Annotated in this window: 23 protein-coding genes; 14 read left to right on the forward strand and 9 right to left on the reverse strand. The window is 68.3% G+C overall.

Features of this window, described 5'->3' with window-relative positions; all coding sequences use genetic code 11:
• The first annotated feature begins 888 nt into the window (after positions 1–888).
• The 3 genes from ACWDS7_RS33635 (at position 889) to ACWDS7_RS33645 (ending at position 2,033) form a co-directional block, all read left to right on the forward strand.
• Entirely contained in the window at positions 889–1,422 is a 534-nt protein-coding gene (locus ACWDS7_RS33635; RefSeq protein WP_451932537.1) for a tyrosine-type recombinase/integrase, read from the forward strand.
• 85 nt (positions 1,423–1,507) lie between these two features.
• Positions 1,508–1,855, forward strand: a complete 348-nt coding sequence (locus ACWDS7_RS33640) for a hypothetical protein (protein WP_451932538.1) — start codon at positions 1,508–1,510, stop codon at positions 1,853–1,855.
• Complete coding sequence (locus ACWDS7_RS33645) at positions 1,842–2,033, forward strand: hypothetical protein (protein ID WP_451932539.1); 192 nt, start codon at positions 1,842–1,844, stop codon at positions 2,031–2,033. The genes ACWDS7_RS33640 and ACWDS7_RS33645 overlap by 14 nt, the downstream gene beginning before the upstream one ends.
• Positions 2,034–2,062: 29 nt before the next feature.
• On the opposite strand, the gene ACWDS7_RS33650 is transcribed toward ACWDS7_RS33645, so the two are convergent.
• Complete coding sequence (locus ACWDS7_RS33650) at positions 2,063–2,728, reverse strand: maleylpyruvate isomerase family mycothiol-dependent enzyme (RefSeq protein WP_451932557.1); 666 nt, start codon at positions 2,726–2,728, stop codon at positions 2,063–2,065.
• A 693-nt stretch (positions 2,729–3,421) separates the two neighbouring features.
• Here ACWDS7_RS33650 and ACWDS7_RS33655 point away from each other — a divergent pair.
• Positions 3,422–3,835: a Tn3 family transposase gene (locus tag ACWDS7_RS33655; protein WP_451932558.1), complete on the forward strand. Its 414-nt coding sequence runs from the start codon at positions 3,422–3,424 to the stop codon at positions 3,833–3,835.
• Between the two features lie 426 nt (positions 3,836–4,261).
• Positions 4,262–5,092, forward strand: a complete 831-nt coding sequence (locus ACWDS7_RS33660) for a hypothetical protein (RefSeq protein WP_451932540.1) — start codon at positions 4,262–4,264, stop codon at positions 5,090–5,092.
• A 140-nt stretch (positions 5,093–5,232) separates the two neighbouring features.
• On the opposite strand, the gene ACWDS7_RS33665 is transcribed toward ACWDS7_RS33660, so the two are convergent.
• Positions 5,233–6,024 carry a neutral zinc metallopeptidase gene (locus tag ACWDS7_RS33665; protein ID WP_451932541.1) on the reverse strand — a complete coding sequence of 264 codons (792 nt, stop codon included), beginning with the start codon at positions 6,022–6,024 and terminating at the stop codon, positions 5,233–5,235.
• A gap of 686 nt (positions 6,025–6,710) precedes the next feature.
• Here ACWDS7_RS33665 and ACWDS7_RS33670 point away from each other — a divergent pair.
• On the forward strand, positions 6,711–7,190 hold the full coding sequence (locus tag ACWDS7_RS33670; protein ID WP_451932542.1) for a DUF4158 domain-containing protein: 480 nt from the start codon (positions 6,711–6,713) through the stop codon (positions 7,188–7,190).
• Here the strand turns inward: ACWDS7_RS33670 and ACWDS7_RS33675 are convergent.
• Positions 7,166–7,453 (reverse strand): hypothetical protein, encoded by a 288-nt coding sequence (locus ACWDS7_RS33675; RefSeq protein WP_451932559.1) that lies wholly within the window; start codon positions 7,451–7,453, stop codon positions 7,166–7,168. The two genes, ACWDS7_RS33670 and ACWDS7_RS33675, sit on opposite strands and share 25 nt — an antisense overlap.
• Before the next feature lie 18 nt (positions 7,454–7,471).
• The gene (locus ACWDS7_RS33680; protein WP_451932543.1) at positions 7,472–8,125 is read right to left on the reverse strand and encodes a TetR/AcrR family transcriptional regulator; all 654 of its coding nucleotides are present in this window, start codon (positions 8,123–8,125) and stop codon (positions 7,472–7,474) included.
• A gap of 54 nt (positions 8,126–8,179) precedes the next feature.
• Between ACWDS7_RS33680 and ACWDS7_RS33685 the strand changes: the two genes are divergently transcribed.
• From ACWDS7_RS33685 to ACWDS7_RS33700, 4 genes are all read left to right on the forward strand, one after another.
• Entirely contained in the window at positions 8,180–9,448 is a 1,269-nt protein-coding gene (locus ACWDS7_RS33685; protein ID WP_451932544.1) for an amidohydrolase family protein, read from the forward strand.
• Positions 9,445–10,299: an alpha/beta hydrolase gene (locus ACWDS7_RS33690; RefSeq protein WP_451932545.1), complete on the forward strand. Its 855-nt coding sequence runs from the start codon at positions 9,445–9,447 to the stop codon at positions 10,297–10,299. Before ACWDS7_RS33685 ends, ACWDS7_RS33690 begins: the two co-directional genes overlap by 4 nt.
• Positions 10,289–10,639, forward strand: a complete 351-nt coding sequence (locus tag ACWDS7_RS33695) for an FAD-dependent oxidoreductase (RefSeq protein WP_451932546.1) — start codon at positions 10,289–10,291, stop codon at positions 10,637–10,639. The genes ACWDS7_RS33690 and ACWDS7_RS33695 overlap by 11 nt, the downstream gene beginning before the upstream one ends.
• A 121-nt stretch (positions 10,640–10,760) precedes the next feature.
• Positions 10,761–11,012, forward strand: a complete 252-nt coding sequence (locus tag ACWDS7_RS33700) for a hypothetical protein (RefSeq protein ID WP_451932547.1) — start codon at positions 10,761–10,763, stop codon at positions 11,010–11,012.
• A 278-nt stretch (positions 11,013–11,290) separates the two neighbouring features.
• Here ACWDS7_RS33700 and ACWDS7_RS33705 read toward each other — a convergent pair whose 3' ends face one another.
• Complete coding sequence (locus ACWDS7_RS33705; protein WP_451932548.1) at positions 11,291–12,103, reverse strand: SDR family NAD(P)-dependent oxidoreductase; 813 nt, start codon at positions 12,101–12,103, stop codon at positions 11,291–11,293.
• Between the two features lie 170 nt (positions 12,104–12,273).
• Here ACWDS7_RS33705 and ACWDS7_RS33710 point away from each other — a divergent pair, with 170 nt between their 5' ends.
• Positions 12,274–12,774 carry a winged helix-turn-helix transcriptional regulator gene (locus tag ACWDS7_RS33710; RefSeq protein WP_451932549.1) on the forward strand — a complete coding sequence of 167 codons (501 nt, stop codon included), beginning with the start codon at positions 12,274–12,276 and terminating at the stop codon, positions 12,772–12,774.
• A 105-nt stretch (positions 12,775–12,879) separates the two neighbouring features.
• Here ACWDS7_RS33710 and ACWDS7_RS33715 read toward each other — a convergent pair whose 3' ends face one another.
• Positions 12,880–13,065 (reverse strand): hypothetical protein, encoded by a 186-nt coding sequence (locus tag ACWDS7_RS33715; RefSeq protein WP_451932550.1) that lies wholly within the window; start codon positions 13,063–13,065, stop codon positions 12,880–12,882.
• 513 nt (positions 13,066–13,578) lie between these two features.
• On the opposite strand from ACWDS7_RS33715, the gene ACWDS7_RS33720 reads away from it, so the two are divergent.
• On the forward strand, positions 13,579–13,794 hold the full coding sequence (locus ACWDS7_RS33720; RefSeq protein WP_451932551.1) for a hypothetical protein: 216 nt from the start codon (positions 13,579–13,581) through the stop codon (positions 13,792–13,794).
• Between the two features lie 727 nt (positions 13,795–14,521).
• On the opposite strand, the gene ACWDS7_RS33725 is transcribed toward ACWDS7_RS33720, so the two are convergent.
• Positions 14,522–15,220, reverse strand: a complete 699-nt coding sequence (locus tag ACWDS7_RS33725; RefSeq protein ID WP_451932552.1) for a hypothetical protein — start codon at positions 15,218–15,220, stop codon at positions 14,522–14,524.
• A gap of 217 nt (positions 15,221–15,437) precedes the next feature.
• On the opposite strand from ACWDS7_RS33725, the gene ACWDS7_RS33730 reads away from it, so the two are divergent.
• Both ACWDS7_RS33730 and ACWDS7_RS33735 read left to right on the forward strand, forming a co-directional pair.
• A complete protein-coding gene (locus tag ACWDS7_RS33730; RefSeq protein ID WP_451932553.1) occupies positions 15,438–16,598 on the forward strand; it encodes a sensor histidine kinase in 1,161 nt (386 codons plus the stop codon).
• A 10-nt stretch (positions 16,599–16,608) separates the two neighbouring features.
• The gene (locus ACWDS7_RS33735; RefSeq protein WP_451932554.1) at positions 16,609–17,286 is read left to right on the forward strand and encodes a response regulator; all 678 of its coding nucleotides are present in this window, start codon (positions 16,609–16,611) and stop codon (positions 17,284–17,286) included.
• A gap of 570 nt (positions 17,287–17,856) precedes the next feature.
• Here ACWDS7_RS33735 and ACWDS7_RS33740 read toward each other — a convergent pair.
• On the reverse strand, positions 17,857–18,540 hold the full coding sequence (locus tag ACWDS7_RS33740; protein WP_451932555.1) for a hypothetical protein: 684 nt from the start codon (positions 18,538–18,540) through the stop codon (positions 17,857–17,859).
• A gap of 81 nt (positions 18,541–18,621) precedes the next feature.
• A complete protein-coding gene (locus tag ACWDS7_RS33745) occupies positions 18,622–18,831 on the reverse strand; it encodes a hypothetical protein (RefSeq protein ID WP_451932556.1) in 210 nt (69 codons plus the stop codon).
• Positions 18,832–19,472 lie beyond the last annotated feature (641 nt).

Consider the following 19,472-nt stretch of genomic DNA (forward strand, 5'->3'; position numbering starts at 1 on the left):
TCCCCTTGCTGTGACAAGCCAGCAGCCGGGCTCAGGAAATTGAATCCTCACCGGCAAAGGGCCAGGCAACCCTTCTGCGGTGGGTGATTTTTGAACGATGCCGACTCCCTGGGTGCCTTCGACACCCTGGACGGTTATGTCGGGAGAATGCTGGCTATCGACCCATAGGGGAAACTTGCCGGCCGCGCCTCCCCCTTCTCTAGTCACAACATCGCCCCAGCGCGCACTCTCCGGCGCGATGAACCATACGTCACCGGACCCGACACCTCGCAGCGTGTCCGCCGCCCTCATGGTCGAGGGAACCTCGGCGGACAGCGTGATGACGTCATCGCAGGAGCTGGTCATTGTCGTGGCCCCGCAGCCCCCGATCGCAGGGCCAAGGCCGAGTACGACGAATATCGAAGCGACGGAGAACCGTCTCCTGCGCTCACGTGAGCGCACGCTGACCGAGTACCAATACAAGCGGTAGCACAGCCATCGCTATCACACCGATCATCTGGATGATCCTTACGGAAGGGGACGCTTGAATTCTCCGGAATCTCTCGATGCCGCTATCAATAGGGGTATACCGAAGGCTATGCCGTAAACCAGCCAACTCCATTGCGGAAAGACATTGAGGAATGCGCCGAACAGCAGTATCCACGAGGTGAACGATACACGGAACGTGCTCCCTATCAGCCCGGTTTCCAGACCTCAGAACAGCGGGGTGACCCACCATGGCTGCCCTTCTTGATGGGCGAGGGATTTCGCCGTCTGGCGTTTGAATCCATCGGAGTTTCCGGACACCCCTACGCGCGCGCACGTGAAGGGGCTCCGGGAATTCCGCCGCCAGGGCGACGCGCCGGTGACGCGATGACGCCGGTGCCCGGCCCTACCCTGCCCGAGCGCGTGGCCGCTTCCGAGCCCGAGCAGACGTTGAGCCCGGCGGCCCGCGCCGCGGTCGAGGCCGGGGTGCCCGCCTCCACCCGCCGCGCCTACGCCACCGACTGGACGGCGTTCACCGCCTGGTGCGCCGCCTGCGGCCGCATCCCCGCCACCTGCCCCGTCCGCGCGGTTCGGGCCCTGCTCGCCGCGATGGCCGACGCGGGCCGCACCGGCGGGCCGCTGCTGGTGCGCATCGACCGCCACGGCCGCCTCGCGGCGCCGATGACCCGTCATGGCCGCACGATCGGCGACCCGGACGGCCGCCTCACCCCGGGCGCGGCCGCCGACGTCGTCACCCGGATCGCCGCGGCCGCCGGACTCCAGGGCCGCTGGAGTGGCCACAGCCTGCGCCGCGGATTCGCCACCGCCGCCCGCCGCGCCGGCGCGAACCTCGAGCGCATCGGCCGCCACGGCGGATGGGCCGACGGCTCGGCCGCCCTGCTCGGCTACCTCGGAGAAGGCGACCGCTGGACCGACAACCCGGTGGTCGGCCTGTAGGCCCGAGCAGCAGCAGCCGCAGCCGCCGTAAGCTCGACTCTCATGCCGTCCTGCCGGATGGCGCCCACCCTCGGTGGAGGTGCTGATGCAGGAGGCTGATTCGACGCCGAGCCTGCACCAGGCGCTGGCCACGATCGCCGCCGCAGCGCGGGCCGCCTACTCGGGCGGCTCCAACCTGCGGGTCCGCTCCTCGGGCGTCGTGTACGAGGTCGCGATGACCCGCTGGCTCGCCGACGAGCGCATGCCCGGCCCGGCCTGCATGGTCGGCGTCAGCGGCTGGGACCCCGGCGCCGCCCACCCGGACCGGGACCCGGTCACCTGCCGCCGCTGCCTGAAACTCACCCACGCCGAGCCAGCAGGCGAGCAGCTGGAGCTGTTCGTGCCCGGGCCGGCCCACGACTCCGCCGAGGACGCCGAGGGTGGTTACGCCTGACCGTCTGGTCGAGCCCGGGCCTGGCGCAGCTGATGGCGATGATGCGCCGGCCGGTGGACGAGCCGATGCCGGCCTCGACATGGTCGACCTGCAGGTGGTCCGACGTGAGAACACCGGCCTGCCGGCACAGATGATCGCCGACCTGGAGACCCGGCTCGCCGAACCGGCGGCAGGCTGACCAGGGCTGGGCGGGCTTCGAGCCCTGGGTCATGTCATGTCGCGCCGATCGCGCAGGATTTCGACGCCATCGCCGTCAAGTTCATCGCAATACACCGAGCGCCCGGTCGTCGCCATCACCAAGGCCAGGGTGGTGCCGGACACCAGCGGCCCGGAGCCAGTGGTGAAAGGACCGTCGGTGGCGACGAGTCGCAGGCCCACGATCCGCCTCTTGGCGGCGACGACCAGGTCTGAGCCCCGGTAGTACTCGGCCACCCAGGTGAGGGCCTCGATCGGGTAGTCATGGCGAATGCCCAACGGCCGCCGGATGTCCTCGACATGCACGATCGTCTCACCCAGCATCGCCATGACCGGAAGAGGCGGTTTGGTCGTGCTCGTGATGACGCGGCGGAACCTGTCATGCGTCTCGGTCGCGGTCGCGCCCAGCTGCTCGGCCAGCCGCATGGCGACCTGCTTGTCGAAGTCGAACCGGCAGCGGATCACCCCCGCCAGCCACCGCACACCGTTGAGGCTCGCTCCCGCGGTGAGGTGCGCCAGCACCTCCCGCACGCTCAGCCCGGCGCACAGTGACGGCGTCGCCCACTGCTCGTCGGTCAGATCCGCCAGGTCTGCCGCCAGGGCCGCTCGCTCGACATGCACCAGCGACCAGATGTCGGCCGCACGACGGCCCCTTCCTGTCGGTGCGGGATCGGTCATGTCGGACGGCCTTTTGTCGAAGGTCACAGGAATCCTCATGTCAGGTCGGTAAGGACAGTCGAAGGTGGAGACTTCCGCCAGGGGGCGAAATCGTCGCCGATGAGCGATGTTTTTAGGCAGTCTGCCGATCTCGTGCCACACCGATGAGAACCCACGCATAGTCCCGAAGGTTCCGCCTCGTCCCGCACCAGCCAGGTGATGGACCGTCTCGACGATCCACCGGCGGCGCGCGGGCTATCTACATGCATGAACGACCTTCATGCGGCTGACCAGCTAGTTCGCTTGACAACCCCAGACAACGACCGCCCGCCGGGGTGACCCACGATGTCATCGAGCGCCAGGACGCCACCGGCGGCCTGGGGACCTTCGGCCATCGATGGCCAGAGCCGACCGGGTGACCCTGACCATCGATAGCCAGACCTTGGTGGACAGAATCTCGTAACAGATGATCTTTGGATTAGTGTCGGTATCGGCGTGTTGTCGATCCGCCCTCCACGCCGCCTGACGTGTCGGTAGCGGAGGGCCGAAGAGTGTGGCTACCACTCTGCGGTGGGCCGATCCGCGCGCTCACCTGCTGGATGGCAAGGCGTGGGAGGCGATCAGCGAGGACGCGCTCGCTTCCCTGTCGCTCACCGACCCGGTCGAGGCCCATCTGGACGCCAAGCTGCTGGCGCTGGACGCGGCGTGGGGCAGATGGCCGGCCGGCTCGACGAAGCCGGCGATGATGCCCTGGTTCGGGTGGTCACCCCGCCGGATGGGCACGCCCGCTTGTCGGTGGAGAAGCTTGGCGCGTTGGGCGAGAGCCCGTCGCTGAAGTGGCTGCGTGCGGCCCGTCAGGCGATGCTGCCGCGCATCGACCTGCCCGAGCTGCTGCTGGAGGTGCACTCCTGGACCGGGTTCCTGGACGCCTATGTGCACTTGGCCGACATCCCCACGCGCATGCACGATCTGCCCCGATCCCTGGTGGCGCTGCTGATCAGCGAGGCCTGCAACGTCGGCCTCACCCCGGTGATCAAGAACGGGGACGAGGCGCTGACCTGCGGCCGGACCGACCTGCCGTTGACCGCCGCCGCGCCAGTCGGCCGCCCACGCAGTATCTGCCAGTAGGCCCAGCCCTGCAGGACGCCGCCCGCGACCATGAGGAGCTCCACCCACCAGGCGTAGGGCATGAAGTCGGCGTCCCATCCCCCGACGACGATCTCGCGCAGCAGCGCGGGGTCGCCGGTGGCCAGCGCGCGGACGCCGGAGACGATGACCACGGCCACATAGATGGCGGCGAACAGCGTGGCGGTTTTGCCAAAACGGTAACGGCGCACGGGAACACCCTCGGGCACGAGCGGACAGGATCTGAAGATCCCAACAAAGGGGCCCAACCCTAACGAGCCACCACTGAAACGATCAAATCACGCTGAAGTGGCATGGCTGGTGCCGTTCCCCTATGGGTCTGCTCTTGAGGGGACGCGTTCTGAGACGCGTTCGTGATCAAGGTCCGGCAGGATTTTCCTCCCCGTACCAGGCTGAGAGGAAATCATTGTGAAGCGAGTGATCGCGGGCATCGCCGCGGCCACGGTCACCACGTTCGTGACTGCGGCACCCGTCCAAGCGGCCTCCGCGGATCCGGTCACGGCGTTGAAGAGCCAGTTCGTCGCGGGCAAGGGGGTGAAGTTCACCGACGTCACCACTGTGGTCGAGTTCGCCGGGAACACGACCTTCCTCAAGCGCACTGGTTCCTTCCAGTTCGGAAAGGCCGGGGTCGTCGCCTCCGACGTCACCACGAAGGTCACCACCGACGACATCTCCTGGGTGCCCAACAGCCTCCTGTGGATGCTGACGGATTCAGACCGGACGATCAGGATCGGCACCGACAGCTACTACTTCGGTGGTCTCTGGGAGCCGCCGAAGGGCAAGACCTGGCTCAAGCATCCGAACGGTATGACCGCCGGCTTCAGCGGCTGGTGCAGCCAGCTGGTGAACGTGGCCGAGCCGGCGACCCTGAAGGCCCTGATCACGAAGGGGAAGCGGACGGGGCGCACCTACACAGGCGCGATCAGCTTCGGCGCGCTGGAGAAGGCCTCCCCCTGGTTGCGGAACGCCCGATTGCTCAGGCTGTCCAAGGAGGAGAAAACCGCGGTGCTGCGCTTCACGCTCACTCTGGGCTCCGATCGGCTCCCCCAGCGATTGGTCACCGTTTACCCGCCGAGGACCCACGGCGGGACGGAACCGGGGAGGGAGGACAGGCGGCTCAGCGTGGAGACCCATTACACCGGATGGGGCAGTCAGGTGAGCGTCAAGGCGCCTGCGGCGAGCGAGGTGGCGAGCATCGGAAAGCGCGAGCCGACCGACCGCGGCGGCGGCCGGGGTTAAAGCTGGGAACTCGCCGCCGGGCCGGGATCACCGGTCAACCAGGTCCAGCCGCTCCCCGCCGGGCCTTCCCGCCGCCCCGATATCGCCGGGGTTGAGGGAAGGTCAGAGCGGACCTCCCCGGCGAAGGCGGCAACCGCGGGTCAGGCCACCCGGTAAGCCGGCGCCATGAAGGTGTTGCAGGCGCCGGGGGACTGAGCGGCGAAACCGCGTCCCAGCCAGTAAATGCGGTTCTTCGTCGTCCCGTTGCCCGGGACGTTGCTCTCCATGGAGTGCTGGTTGATGAAGGAGTCGGAGCCCTGTTCCTTGCTGTGGCCCAGGGAGTCCCAGACGCTGCCGATGAAGGCGCCGGCGAAGCAGATGTTCTGCAGTGCGACCTTGCTGCTCAGCGCTGCCGCCTCAACCTTGGATGACTCCTTGGCGACCCGGGCCTCCTGGGCGAAGACGCCGATCAGCCGCTGAATGTGGTAGCTGTATCCGATCGAGAGGCTTTCGAGCATCTGCGGTGAGTCGAGTTCACCGGCAACGCCGTAATGGTTGACCATCAGGTAGACGGTCGTGTTCTTCTGACAGTACAGGCCGAAGGTGTCACTCGGGCGATAGACGCCGCAGGCGGTCTTGATCCGCTCTCCGTAGGCGACCGTGACCTTCGGTTTAGTGAAAGGTATTCCGGCCTTTCTCAGCTGAGCCCCCCACGCATTGCCGAGGCAGGTCGAGATAGCATCGGTGTACAGCCGGACGGAGTCGATATCGCCGCCCTTGATGGTCGGCTCCTCGCAGGTTCGGGGCGCGAACTTACCGGTCTTGTAGATCGGGTTTTTGGTGAAGGCCGCCGAGCCGGTCGGGATGGGTTCGGCCGAGTTCGCGCTCGCCGTCCCGGTGAGCGCCGTGCTGGCGAGCGCGCTGGCCGTCAGCGCGGCGAAAAGGATACGCATGCCGGAAAATCCTACTAAGAAGTCCCGCAAAACGATCAGTCAGGCAGGCTCCGATCAGCGTATCCGCGGCTTCCTGTCTCATCCTCCGGACTCGTCCCTGATGGCCCCTCGGCCGGCGACACAGCCGACTGTCGGTATGCCCGTGTCTGGGGCCAGATCAAGGACCACTGGGCGCTGACCCTGCGGCGCGCAGAAGACCGCGCTGCAGAACAGGCACGTCGGGTGCCTGCAGTACCTGCTCTGCCATGATTGCCGGCGGCTGGCCGGGCGAGTTCTTCCTTTTCGCGAGAGCATCGATTTGAGCTGGAGGTTGTGGGATCTCGGGCGCACCGCCCGGCACGCGACCTTCTACCGCATGGTCGCCCGCAACCGTGTCTGGCTCGCCTACCGCTGCCTGCCCGCCCCTGTGATCCCCGTCTACCTGGCGAGCTGGCCCAGCTCGGCCCGACCGGATACCGGCCCCTGCGGGTACGCGACACGCTCTTCTAGCTGATCCGTGCTGGACAATCTGTTCGGCGGCCACCACTGCGCCGCGGATTCTCGCGTTCGCGGTGAATCCAAGGGCGCTCGCGGTGAGGATTCTTCAGCGAGGGTGAACTCATGGGTTGATGGGGTGGGGTTGACCGGACAGATCCTCGCTTCTGTCCGGTCACCGTTCCGGCGCGGCCCATGTGCGGCGTATTCCGGTGGCACCCGCTGTTGATCGGCTGGGCATGCTGGTCCAGCTGTGCAGCCTGCCGTGGTTGGGGTTCGTGCCCGACGATGTGGCCTCAGCGCCGGCCGCAGCGGTGGCGCAGGTGGCCGAGCGGCTCGGGGTGACCCCGGCGGCGCTGCGGTTGTACGGCAAGCGCGATCAGACCCGCTCGGATCATCTGGGCCAGGTCGCCAAGTATCTGGAGCGGCAGACCGTCCCGGCGGGCAGCCAGGCGATGAAGGAGCTGGAGCAGTTCCCGCTGGACCGGGCGATGGAGCACGACTCGTCGACGCTGCTGTTCAACCTGGCGCGCGAGTATCTGATGGCGGCCGAGGTGATCCGGCCCGGCGTGCTCATCTTGGCCGAGATGGTCGGCACAGCCCGCAAGGCGGCCGCCGACCTGACCTCTCAACGGACAGAAGCGGGATGCGGGGGGATAACTGCTGGTCAGCGCTCCACCGGTACCGCGTAGGCGGTGGAGCGGCCGATTGTGAGGGTGCGGGCAGCCTCGGTGATCGAGACACCGTCGCCGACCAGGCGGCGTAGGGTGACCAGCTCGGCGAAGCCGATCACGCGCGGCCGGCCGGTCTTTTTGCCGGGCAGCGTGGCACCGGTGGCCTCGCGGCGCTTGGCGGCGGTCATGCCCTCGGACTGGCGCTCGGCTCGCAGCTCCAGTTCGTATTCCGCGGCCGCGGCCAGGACCGCGAACATGGACCGGCCCTCTTTGCTGCCCAGATCGAAGTTCGCTTCGTCTCATGCACCATGACGATCACGCGCCGGTGCGGGACGGCCTGCTTGAGGGTGCGGGCGTACTCCGTCGCCTGAGTGAACACCGGCCGCGTTGCCGGGGAGCATGCGCAGGATCAAGTCGACGGCGTCCTCCGAGTGGACTCCTGGAGTCAGGACTTCCTGTAAGAGCAGGCCGCGGATCGCGGCAACGGCGACGGTGGCCATGGTCAGCGCTTCCCCGGTGTCGTGCCCTTCGCGTTCCGCGAGTGAGGCCAGCATTTTGGTCAGGTCGTCGAGCGAGTCGATGAACTCGCGGAAGTCCTCCGGCCTGTACGCGGCCAGTCCTACGACGTGGAAGAAGCCGCGGACACGCGACAACTGCTCCGGGCGGGTGTAGGTCCGCCAGATCGCCACAACGAGGTTGGTGAAGGTGCCCTGCTGGGCGGCTGCGAAAAGGGCCTCGTTGTCACGAGATCGCTGTGCCTTGAGCATGGCCGCCAGGACGCCCGGGAGTGACCCGAAGTGGTATCGCAGGAGGGCGTGGCTGGTCTCGGTCCGGGCGGCGATCTCGCGGAGCGACACCTCCGGTGAGGGAAGGGCCTCGTCGAAGGTGTCGAGGAGCCGGGCCAGGAGGCGCTCGCGTGCGTCGCCTTTGCGTTCCGTGGTTGACAGGATCACTCCTACAGTTTATCCATTGGAAAAGATTGCTGGCGGCGCCGTGTTGCTTCGTACATGGTCGCAGTCAGCTCGCGACGGCGGAGGGAACGATTCGTGGGACGTTTGCAGGTGGTCGGCGCGGCGGTCGCCGACGGGACGGGGCGCGACCCCATAGACGTCGACGTCACCGTCGAAGACGGGTGGATCACCCAGCTCGGGGCCTCCGGTGACGAACCCGGTGAGCGGCTCGACGCCGGGGGACTGACGATGACGCCCGGCCTGATCGACGCGCACGTTCACCTGGGCCTGTCGAGCCCGATCCAGCCGCAGTTCTCGTTCCAGATCAGTGCCGCCGAGATCGCGGCGGACATCTTCGCCACGGCCGGCGCAGCGCTCGACGCCGGCTTCACGACCGTCCGGGACACCGGCGGGATCGACGGCGGCGTCGTCACCACGATCGCGAAGGGCAAGGTCAGGGGACCGCGCGTCCTGTCGTGCGGACCTGTGCAGTGCCAGATCGGTGGGCACGGCTACTACGGAGCCGACTGGGAACCCACCGAGCTGTGGAGCGGCCATCACCTTCCGGGTCTGTGTGCCCTGTCCATGATGTCGGGCAATGCGGACGAGCTGCGAGGCAACGTACGTGAGGCCTTCCGCCGCGGAGCCTCCTTTCTGAAGCTCTGTGTGACCGGGGGAGTGGTCAGCGCTCACGACCGGCTGACCGACACCCAGTTCACCGTGGAGGAGATCGCCGTCGCCGTGCAGGAAGCCGCGGCACGGGGCACTTACGTGACGGTTCACGCCCACAACAATGAGGGCATTCGGAACGCGGTCGAGGCCGGGGCGCGCTGTGTCGAGCACGGCACCGACCTCGATGAGCCCACGGCCACCTTGATGGCCACGCGCGGGGTCGCCCTTGTGCCCACGTTCGCCGTCGTCGAGCGACTGCTGCACGACCCCGCGGAAGCCGGCCTCGGCGAGTCGGTCCGCGATCGTGTGCTGGGTGTCCGTGAGCGGATGACCGAGGCGCTCGCTGCCGCCAAGGAGGCCGGAGTGCGGATCGGGCTGGGTTCCGATCTCATCGGTCCGGCTCAGGACCGCCGAGGTGAAGAGCTCAAGTTGCGCGCGGAGTTGGAGACACCGATGGAAGCCCTCGTGGCGGCCACGAAGACCAACGCCGAGATCCTTGGCCTGTCGGACCAGGTGGGGGTCATCGCTCCCGGAATGCAGGCAGACCTCGTGCTCTGGAACGGCAACCCGCTCGAAGATCCGAAGCTCTTCGCCGACCCCGCCAACGCCGTCCTCGTCGTCCAGGCCGGACGCGTGGTGAAGGACCTGCGATGAGCGCCATGTGGCAGGGCTGCCTCGCCGACACCGACTACTTCGAGCTGCGTTCCAGCGGTGGGTACGACTACGGCGTCTGGGTCACCACGCCACCGGGCTACGACCCCGCCACGACGCCGGCGCCCGCGGTGTACGTGCTCGACGGCAATTGGGCCGTGGGCATGACGGCTCCGCTCATCGTCACCCAGCTGGACCCCATGCAGCAGATCCAGCCCTATATCCAGGTCAGCGTCGGTTACGCGGGCGAGGAAGCACAACACTGGGCACGGCTGCGCAACAGAGACCTCGTGCCACCCGGCGAGCCCATCGCCCAGGAGCTCATCGATGCCGTGGAGAAGGGATTCCAAGCGGGTACGACGACGCGTGAGGAAGCCGACGCCTACCTCGCCGAGTTGAGCGACACCCACGCCGATGCGTTCCTGAACTTCCTCACCACGGAACTGCACCCGCGGATCGAACGCGACTACGGCACAGCCGCGAGCGGTCACGGCCTTTACGGCTACTCCTACGGCGGACTTTTCAGCCTCTACACCTGGCTCTCCGGCAGCGCACTCTTCGAGAGCGTCGGAGCGGGCAGCCCCGGTGTCGTCAGTACGGACAGTCAGGTCTTCGCCCAGCTCGAAGAGATGGGCGACAGCCGGCGTGCGGCCAGGCTGCACGTGACCATCAACGTCCGAGAGCTTCTCGGCGACCTGGCCGTCTACCAGAGCGTCACGAAGAACACCGCCACCCTCCTGCACCGCCTCACCTCACGCGGCGGAGCCGTCACCAGCGCGGTCCTGGACGAAACGCACGTGACCGGCCTGCAGGCCTCGTTCCTCAGTTATCTCAGGACCTGCCGTGCCCGGTAAGCGCACGGACGTCGTGGTGATCGGGTCGGGGGTGATCGGCGCGTCGGTCGCCTTGGAACTCGCCCGCCGTGGCTGGCAGGTGACGGTGGTCGACAAGGCCGGGGGCGCCGGCCACGGCTCCACGAGTGCGTCCAGCGCGGTGGTGTACGCCGGCCTCGACCTGCACCAGCTGCGCCACTCCGCTGCCACCCACCTCGGCGAGGCCGAAGTGCCGCTGCAGCTCATCATGGGCAAGACCCGGCACAAGAACCCCCGCACCGCCATGCGCTACGTCCAACCCGGCGCCGAAGCCATCGCCAAGGTCACCGAAGTCCTGGCACCCAGCCGCCGAACCCACTGATCAGCAGCTTCTACGAGGTGGGGGACGCTGCCCCTTTCTCTCGTACTTGGGCTGCCCCCGACGGAGCGAAGCCCGCGCAGTAGGTCCCCCGACACCCCACTTCCTGGGGGCGACCTTGGCGATGGCCCTGTTGATGCGGACCCGTCTCTTCAAGGAGCGGCTGCTCGCGATCGGCGTGCCGGCACTGGGATTGGTGATGTGGTTCGCGCAGAGCAACGGGCACGGGCTGGTGGCGGTGTACGGGTTCGTTGCCGGCCTCCTGGCGTGGGTGGTGTGGCGAGGGGTCGCGACATTCCGGGACCGGCTCCCGCGCGGCCTGAAGTCCCCCGGCCGCGCTGCGCGTCTCGCGTGGGCCGATCGCCGCGCCCGCTGACCCGCGCGAGCCGGTCATCTCAGGTTCCGCGATAGCCACGTCGCGTCCAACGCAGGACATTGCCGACTGGCACGGCACCGCACGACGCGCCAGGCAGGGCCATAACCATGCCGCCGGCGAGTTGCGTCCTCAGGTGGCCTTCCACTCGATGATCCGGAGGTGGCCCCCGCTTCGGGGCCGGCGACCGCGCCGAGCCTGCCCCCGCCGGTCCTGTGACCGCGCCCCCTCCGCACCCCCTCCGCGCCCACCGCCCGGCGAACGTCCTGGCGAACCTAAACTCAGTCGACGATCGCGCCGCTGGTCAGGTTGGCGATCGTCCCGGTCATGGCCCCCGCTCGATCCGAAGCCAGGAACGCGGCCGTCTCCGCGATCTCGGAGAGCGTCGGCAGCCTCTTGAGCAGCGTCCCCTGCGCCATCGCCCCGCCTTCGAGCATCTCCGGGACCGACTGCCCGGCCGCTGCCGCGGCCTGCTCGAAGAGCTCCTTGGTGTAGGAACCGGCTGCCGGCGCGTCGACGACAGCATGGGGACGGATGCCGATGACCCGGACGTTGCTGGGTGCCAGCTCCGCGGCCAGAACCCGGGAGAACGCCTCCTTGCCGGCCGCGCTCACGGCGTGCCCCAAGATTCCGCCTACGGCCAGTTTGGCACCCGGCTCCGACAGCGTCAGGATCACACCGGGACCCTCGCCCCCCATGTGCCGGGCCACAGCCTTGCTGGTGATGAACAGCGTCCGCAAAAAGCCGTCGATCGGCCGCATGAACTCCTCCAGCGACAAATCCGCCAGCGAAGTCCCCTGGTCGTGCTGGACACTCACGGCGTTGACGGCGATGTCGATGCCGCCGGCCGTCGCCGCGACCGCGTCGGCGTGCTTCTCGACCGCCTGTTGATCGAGCACGTCGACCTGCGCGGTCTCGACCGTTCCGCCCGCGGCGGCGATGTCACGCGCTACGGCGTCGAGCTTCGCCTGCGTCCGCCCGGCGATGAAGACCCTCGCCCCTTCCCGGGCGAAGACCCGTGCGATGGCGCCGCCGATGGCGCCGCCGCCTCCGTAGATCACAGCGTTCTTGTCCTTGAGCAGCAATCCACTCATCGGTGACCTCCACATGATTGTTCTTCCGTATGGATAGGCCGGCTCCATGGTCACGCCGTGGTCGCGGCCATGGAGCCAGCCGGCATACGAGAGCGCACTTGCGTGATGCAAGCGAGATTAGAGGGGTAGTCTTGCATGACGCAAGTGCTCCTCTGGGAGGTGGGGTCGTCATGCTGGGCAAGACCTACGACACGCAGGTGTGCTCGGCCGCCAGGGCGCTGGAGGTCATCGGCGAGCGATGGAGCCTGCTGATCGTGCGTGACGTGTTGTTCGCCGGGGCGACCCGGTTCGCCGACTTCCAGCGCCTGGGCATCGCGACCAACATCCTGGCCAAACGCTTGGACAGCCTGGTCGACGCGGGCGTCCTCGAACGGCGATCGAGCAAGGAGCAGCCCGATCGGAGCGGCTATGCCGTGACCCGGAAGGGACTCGACCTGGCACCCGTGATCATCGCGCTGACGCAGTGGGGTGATCGATGGGCGGCGCCCGGCGGTCCGCCCATTCTGTATCGGCACACCGGTTGCGGCGGGGCGATGACCGAGCAGACCACCTGCGGCGCCTGCGGGGAGGTCACTGACCTCGCGCAGATCCACGTCGTCCACGGCCCCGGCTTCCCCGAGGCCCTCATGGCCTCGCGGAAGAATCGCTCGGACGTCGCCGACCTGCGGTAACACTCCGCCCTGGGAGATGAAGGCTCAGCCCGATAGGCGGGATCCCGCGCACTGCGACGGCCACACCCCGCCCTGAGAGATGAAAGCTGACGGGCGGGGTCGTGGTCATGCGAACTCTTCGACGGCTTCGCGAAAGACGTCCATGGCGGCGCTGATGGCCGTGCCGATCGCCGCTTCGTCGTCGGATTCGATGACGTGCGGGTGCTGCATGAAGGCGTACCCGGCGATGGTGCTGGCGAGCATCACGGCTGACGCGGTCGAGCGGAACACCGCGATGACAAGCCGGACCATCCGGGGGAGAACTCGTCTTCCGTAACCGCGTCAAGGTAGCCCGACAGCGCCTGCTGGGCGACGCGGCCATAGCGGGCGATCTGCTCATCAGGGGCTCCCGTAGTACTCGGGAAAAATCGGGCGGATATGCAAGGCAGGTCGAGCGGGGGTGCCACCGGAGTACGGCAGAAACGGGCCGCGCCGAGCTGCAGACCAGACAGAATTTCAACTCTGCCTGATCACCCAGCGGCGTCACCCCAGGTCAACGCCCCTCCGCTGGTTCCTCCACTGATTCGGCCCCGTGGGCCGTTCGACAGCAGAGCGCCGAAACCCGCCCTCTCCGAACGGAGCAACGGGCTGCCGCACCCTCATGGACTCAGGGGAGACCCAGCGGTGGAGCGCTTACGAAAACCTAGGTCAGAGCCGTATCCGCCCGATTTTCCGCGAGTACTACCGGGACCCCATCACGGCCGTATCCAATTGCGTGCTCTCGTTTCGAGGACAGGGGAGGGGCGGGCGGGTCAGGGTCCGGTCATGGACGCATCACATGAGGGCTTTCCGCTCCTGGTCGTCTCCGAAGGCATCGACCACACCGAGGATGGGCGCCTCCTGGTCGACGGCGTCGAGCTGGCGCCGGGCCGCTACCGGGTACGGCTCACCGACGACGCCGACGGTCCGGAGACGGTGCTGACCGTGCCGGATCCGACCACGGACGACGTCTTGTTCAAGATGTTCGACGATTTTCGCTGACGCGCCGTGGGCGGCGCGTCAGCGCCGGGCGGTCGCCCAGCTTTGACCCCTATAAGAACAATTCGGCAATGCTCCGCGGACACTGACCGTTACCGTCTGGTGCATGAACGAGCTGCCGTGTGCGGATGACTGCGACTGCTGCGCGCCGTGTCTGGACTGCGGGTGTCGCGTCCGAGGCTTCCGGCCGTACGGCATGTGCCGGACGTGTGTGGCTGCTGAACGTCGCGCGGGCGAGATCGAGGACCGCGCTGCCTACGGTGCTGAGTAAGCGCACGTTCTGACAAGCGTGTTCTTCGCCCCGGATTCTTTCGGGAACCGCGTTGACTGGCTCGAACGCCGGCCGCCGTTCGGCGTGAGGGCCGACGATCACGGCCCTCATCAGCCACCCAGTAATTCACGGCCCCCTGCCCCATAGCGGCGGCAGGGCGGCCGGACCTGGCAACCGACCGCCCATCGCGTATCCATCCGGCTCATGCGGGAGTGACCGCCGGTCCGGCGTCACCGTCATTGATATGGCCGAGAAATCGATCGATTCCGTACAAGATCACGTCAGGGCCCGGACAGGGTTCGACCCGGCGGGGTCGTGATGGCGACCAGGGCAGTGCTGCTCGTTTGGGGCTCATGACAGCGTTCTTACCGGCACCCCTTCTTGTGGGGAGCGAGTACAGAGGAGAGCTCAGCCTGGACCAGGTCTGGGAGGCGATCGTGCCGCGCCGCCGGCGTCAGGTCACGCTGTGGCGCGCTCGCGCTGGAAGGTGCGCATGCCGGCGACCGCGAGGGGAAGGTACAGCATGGCGAACACGCCGCCCACCACGTACGTCAGGCTGACCGGGATGAACATCATCCCGACGAAAGCGCCAAGATAGGCGGCGGTCAGCCACCAGCCGACGACGCCCGCCCGGGCAAGCCCGACGCACAGCGAGAGTAGGCCCAGGAAGGCGAACATCTCGGTGCCGCTCCACAGGGGCATGAACGCCGAGGCGTCCACGGTGTCTGAGATGCGCGCCGCGACGTCGATCGGGAGCTGCTGCCCGGCGACCATCCGCCACCAGTCGTCGCGCACGGCACCGGACACGTTCAGCAGCCCGAGCGCGGTGGCCAGCGCGCCGAACAGCGCCGGCCAGCGGCCCTTGCGGCCGCGCACCAGTCCGGGCACGGCCAGCGCGCCGAGTGCACCGGCGATCAGGCCGTAGTGGAGCAGCATCGCCGACAGCTCGGTCAGGAAACTGTCGCGGGCCAGTGAGGTGATGTAGTCGACCGTCGAGTTGGAGTCCTGGGGCGGGCAGGTCATCATGCCGCCCAATATCAGCAGGGGACTGCTGATCAGGGCGGCGCCGCCGGCGCGCCGCAGGAACCGGTCGGCTCGGTCGGCGCGCTCGGGGAGCACCTCCGCGGGGGCCGTGGCGCTGTGGGTAAGGGGGGTCATGTCGTACCTCCGTGTCGGATGTCGCTGCGGGATCGTTGCAGGGAGAACTCTTCCGCCGTGGCGCCCTCCGGCGGGTCAGCCGTTGCGCATCGTGATGGCTCCCCGCTTCGATGGACCGGATGCCGGGCGGGTCCGCTGTTCGGCGGACCCGGCAAGCCGCGAGGGTCCGCCATCCGGTGGAGTCGGCCGAGGCCGCGCATGGTTACGATCAGTGGCCATGACGATGACCCGGCTGAGGGACGTCCGCCTCATTCCGCTGGTGTTCGGACCGCTGATCGGCCTCCTGGCCGTCTTGGAGACCCGGCTCGACGACTTCTTCGGCGCCAGCGCCACGGCCACCTGGATCTCAGGGGTCGCGCTGGGCTTCGGGGTGGTGGTCGCGGCCCGGTATCCGCTGGCCGGCACGGTCATCGCGGCTGCCTGCCTGCCGGTGGCCGTGGTCGCGTTCGGAGCGCCGGGGGTCGGCGGTGCGGCGATGATCGGAATGATTGGGGTGGTCGCGTGGGCCGGCTGGCGCGAGCCGCAGCGGCGTTCGGCCGTGGGGCTGTGCGCCGCGGGCGTGTCCTTCGCGGGTATGTCGATCGCGGCCGGCGGAACGTTGTGGGAGCTGTTCTTCGTCCCTGCGGTCCTCCTGCCGGGCTGGTTCATGGGGCTGCTCGCGCGGCGCAGCGGCGAACGGGCGGTCAAGCTCGCCGAACTGGCCACCGCACTCGACGCCGAACGCGAGGCGAACGCCCAGGCCGCGGTGGCGCAGGAGCGCACGCGCATCGCCCGGGAGGTGCACGACGCGGTCGCGCACTCGGTCAGCGTGATGACCCTGCAGTTGGGCGGCCTGCGCCGGCTGCTCGCCGACCGCCCGGCCGAGCAGGAGGTCGTGGTCGGGCTGGAACATCTCGGGCGGCAGACGGTGGAGGAGATGCGCGGGCTGGTCGGCATCCTGCGCGAGCGCGTCGACGGCGAGCGGCCGTCGCCCGTGCCGTCGCTGGCCCGGGTCGGTGAGCTGATCTCGGATGCCCGCGCCGCTGGTCTGGAGGTGACCCTGAATTCCCCGGCCGAGCTGCCACGGCTGCCGCCGGTCCTGGACCTCACCGCTTACCGGGTGCTCCAGGAAGCCCTGACGAACGTGCTGAGGCACGCCGGTCAGGTGCCCACCGTGGTCGTCATCGGCTACACCGAGCAGGCGCTCACCCTGGAGGTGCGCAACGAGCCAGGACGTCCGGTGCACGAACCCGCCGGACAGGTTGCCAGGCGCGGCGGCCATGGGCTGGTCGGTATGCGTGAACGGCTGGCGATGGTGCGCGGGAGCCTGCACACCGGTCCCGAGCCGGGCGGCGGTTTCGCGGTCCGCGCCCGATTCCCCATCCCCCGCACATGGTAGGAACACCATCATGACGATTTCGGTAGCACTCGCCGACGACGAGGCCATGGTCCGCGTGGGTCTGCGGATGGTGCTCAGCGGCGAGCCGGACATCGAGGTCGTCGGCGAGGCCTCCGACGGTGTCGAGGCTCTCAGCCTGGTCGCGCGCACCCGGCCAGACGTCGTGCTGATCGACGTGCGCATGCCGAGGATGGACGGGCTGGAGGCATCGCGGCGGCTCGTACGCGATCACCCGGACAGCAAGGTCATCGTGCTGACCACGTTCGACGAGGACGAGCACGTCGCCGCCGCCCTGCGCGCCGGGGTCAGCGGTTTTCTGCTGAAGATCGCTCCGCCTGAGCACCTGATCGAGGCGGTCAGGACGGTCGCGGCCGGCGGGGGGCTGCTGCACCCGGCGGTGACCTTGCGGGTGATCGCCGCGTTCGCCGGTCAGCCGGACCCCACCCGCACCACGAGCCGGGCGGCCGAGCTGGAGTCGCTCACCAGCCGGGAGACGGACGTGCTGAAGCTGCTGGCACAGGGCCTGACGAACACCCAGATCGCCGCCCGGCTCTACCTGGGCGAGGCGACGGTCAAAACCCACCTGTCCCGGGTCCTGATGAAGCTCAACCTGACCACCCGCGTCCAGGCGGTCGTCTTCGCCTACGAGAGCGGACTCGTTCGCCCCGGAGAGCATGACCGTCCCTGATGAGTCCCTTGTCGACACAGGGCCGGGAAATGTGAAGTTCGCCGCCGCGAATGCGGTGTGGCGGGCTTTCGACCACGAGCCCGTTGCCCCTCCTTGGCTCAACGAGGAGGGTGTTCCCGCCTTCCCCGCTGACACGTGAAGACACGAAGCGGGCGCAGACAGGACCTGTGCCGTAGCTCCCGGCAACGGCGCACTACCCGATGTGCGGCCCGGCGGCGGCGACTAGGTAGTGGCCGATCCGCAGCCGCATTGACCGGTCCATCGGCAGCGACTCATTTCATGTGCCGTCCCGGCCCAGGACTCCCGAACCGTCGACGGCCGCTGAGACGCACGGGCGTGTGCGTCTCAGCGGCGTTCAGGGAAGCCCTCGCGATGCGCGGCGCCGCCCGAGCCCTCAGCCGACGTGGTCTCAGGGGCCGCTGGGAGGGCGAGGAGACGGCTGATCGTCTGCTGGGCGGTGACTTCGCGCTGCTCGGCGGCTTGGGCGCGGTGTTCGGTTCGCTCCAGCGCCTGCTGCAGGGCCTCCGGCCGGGCGGATACGACCGCGACCCCACGAGCTCCCGCCGGCGGTCAGCGTTCGACGTCGGCGCGGAAGGCGGAAAACAGGTCCCTGAGCTCGGCGGCACTGAGGGTCGGACCGTAGGTGAGGCCGAACGTGCCCTTGTCGGCCCAGCCACATATGCCCGACGGGGAACCCCCGACCATGGCCTCAGCGCAGCGGGCGTAGCCGCCAAGCGGTCCCGGGGGTAGCTGGAAGTCTTCTCCCTTCTTGCCGACGGTCAGGAAGCTGTCGAGAGCGTCGTCCACGGCCGGCTGTCGCCGGTCGGCGGGGATGGTCACCTCGTACGAGATGAAGGCGAGGCCCCTGGGCCGCTTCCGGACCTTGGCCGTCTCATGCAGGGCGTTCACCACCTCGCGGACGGGGGCGCCCTCGATGGAGGGGCGGGCGGACAGCAGTTTCTCCCGTGTGCCGTCCGTCCACAGATCGATGCGGCGGAAGGCCCCCGCTTGCTGCGGCGGCGGGTTCACCAGCCGATGCCCGCTCGGAGTGGGTGACAGCGATGAGGCGCCGCCGGAAGCTCTGAATGTACACGCCGAGAGCACGCAGGCGGCGAGCGCCGCGGCCACCGCGCCGAGGACGCGGCGGACAGAGACGGGGCCGTACAGCCGTGCGGTTGCGGAGCGGGCAGGGATCGCCTTAGGGAGAGGGGAGGACGGGTTGAAGGGCATCTGTACGATGCGGGGGGCGGGCATGGAATTTCCTTCGTGAGCGGTCTGCTGCGGTGAACAGCACGACAAGCTAGTTTGCGGATGCCGCTGGGATCCCCTTCGCTCTCAGGAGGACGGGCGCTCCCTCTCCAGCGCGGTGCGCAGCGTCCGGTAGTGCCGGGCCGCGTCCTTCACGTCGCCTCCGGGGACGCCCACCACCCCGAAGGTGGTCTCGGTGGCCCAGTAGCAGACCACCGCCACGTGGAACGTACGGCAGAACGCCGCACCGCCCAATCTCGAATCGACCGGCTGCAGGTCCTGGACGTCGTAGAGCACCGTTCTGATGGCGGCCTCGGGGGCGGGGAAGTCGCCGGGGTGATGGAGATCCCCACCTCGTCATCATGATCGTCGGCTTCGCCGCCGGGAACGATGTAGAGTCCGGCTACCGTCCGGCCCATGGCGTACTTCTTGCCGGCCTTGGGATTGGTGTAGCGGAGATCGGGCTCGGGATACGCGTAGGGCTCGTGTTCCCAGTTCCGCCGGTATCCGGCGATCACGTCGGGGAGATCCTTCGATGTCGCCCGCAGGGCGGTGGACGGAGTGGCCGGCGCCGGGGAGGCGGAGGAGCCGGGCGCTGCCGGAGTGGCGCTTTGCGCCTCACAGCCGCCGATCGACAGCGACAGCATCAGTGCCGCGGCTCCCATCCGCAGACGCGGGGCGTTCTTCATGATCTTTATGTGTCCTTAGATGTCTGACCATCGTTGCCATCGCGGCACCCGCCGTACTTGCCGGGCCGGGGCTTGTGACGAGTCTGGACACCGGTGCTGGGAACGGCTTGCGGATCACTTGGTCGCGGGCCGGGACCGGCCGAAGAGCCGCAGCCCGGCCCGCCCCCCCCACCCGCCCCCCCCCGGGGGGGCCCCCTGTGATAACTTACTCTTAATTACCATATATTCGTAATTTAAAAAACATGACAA

The organism is Streptosporangium sp. NPDC003464 (assembly GCF_053588315.1).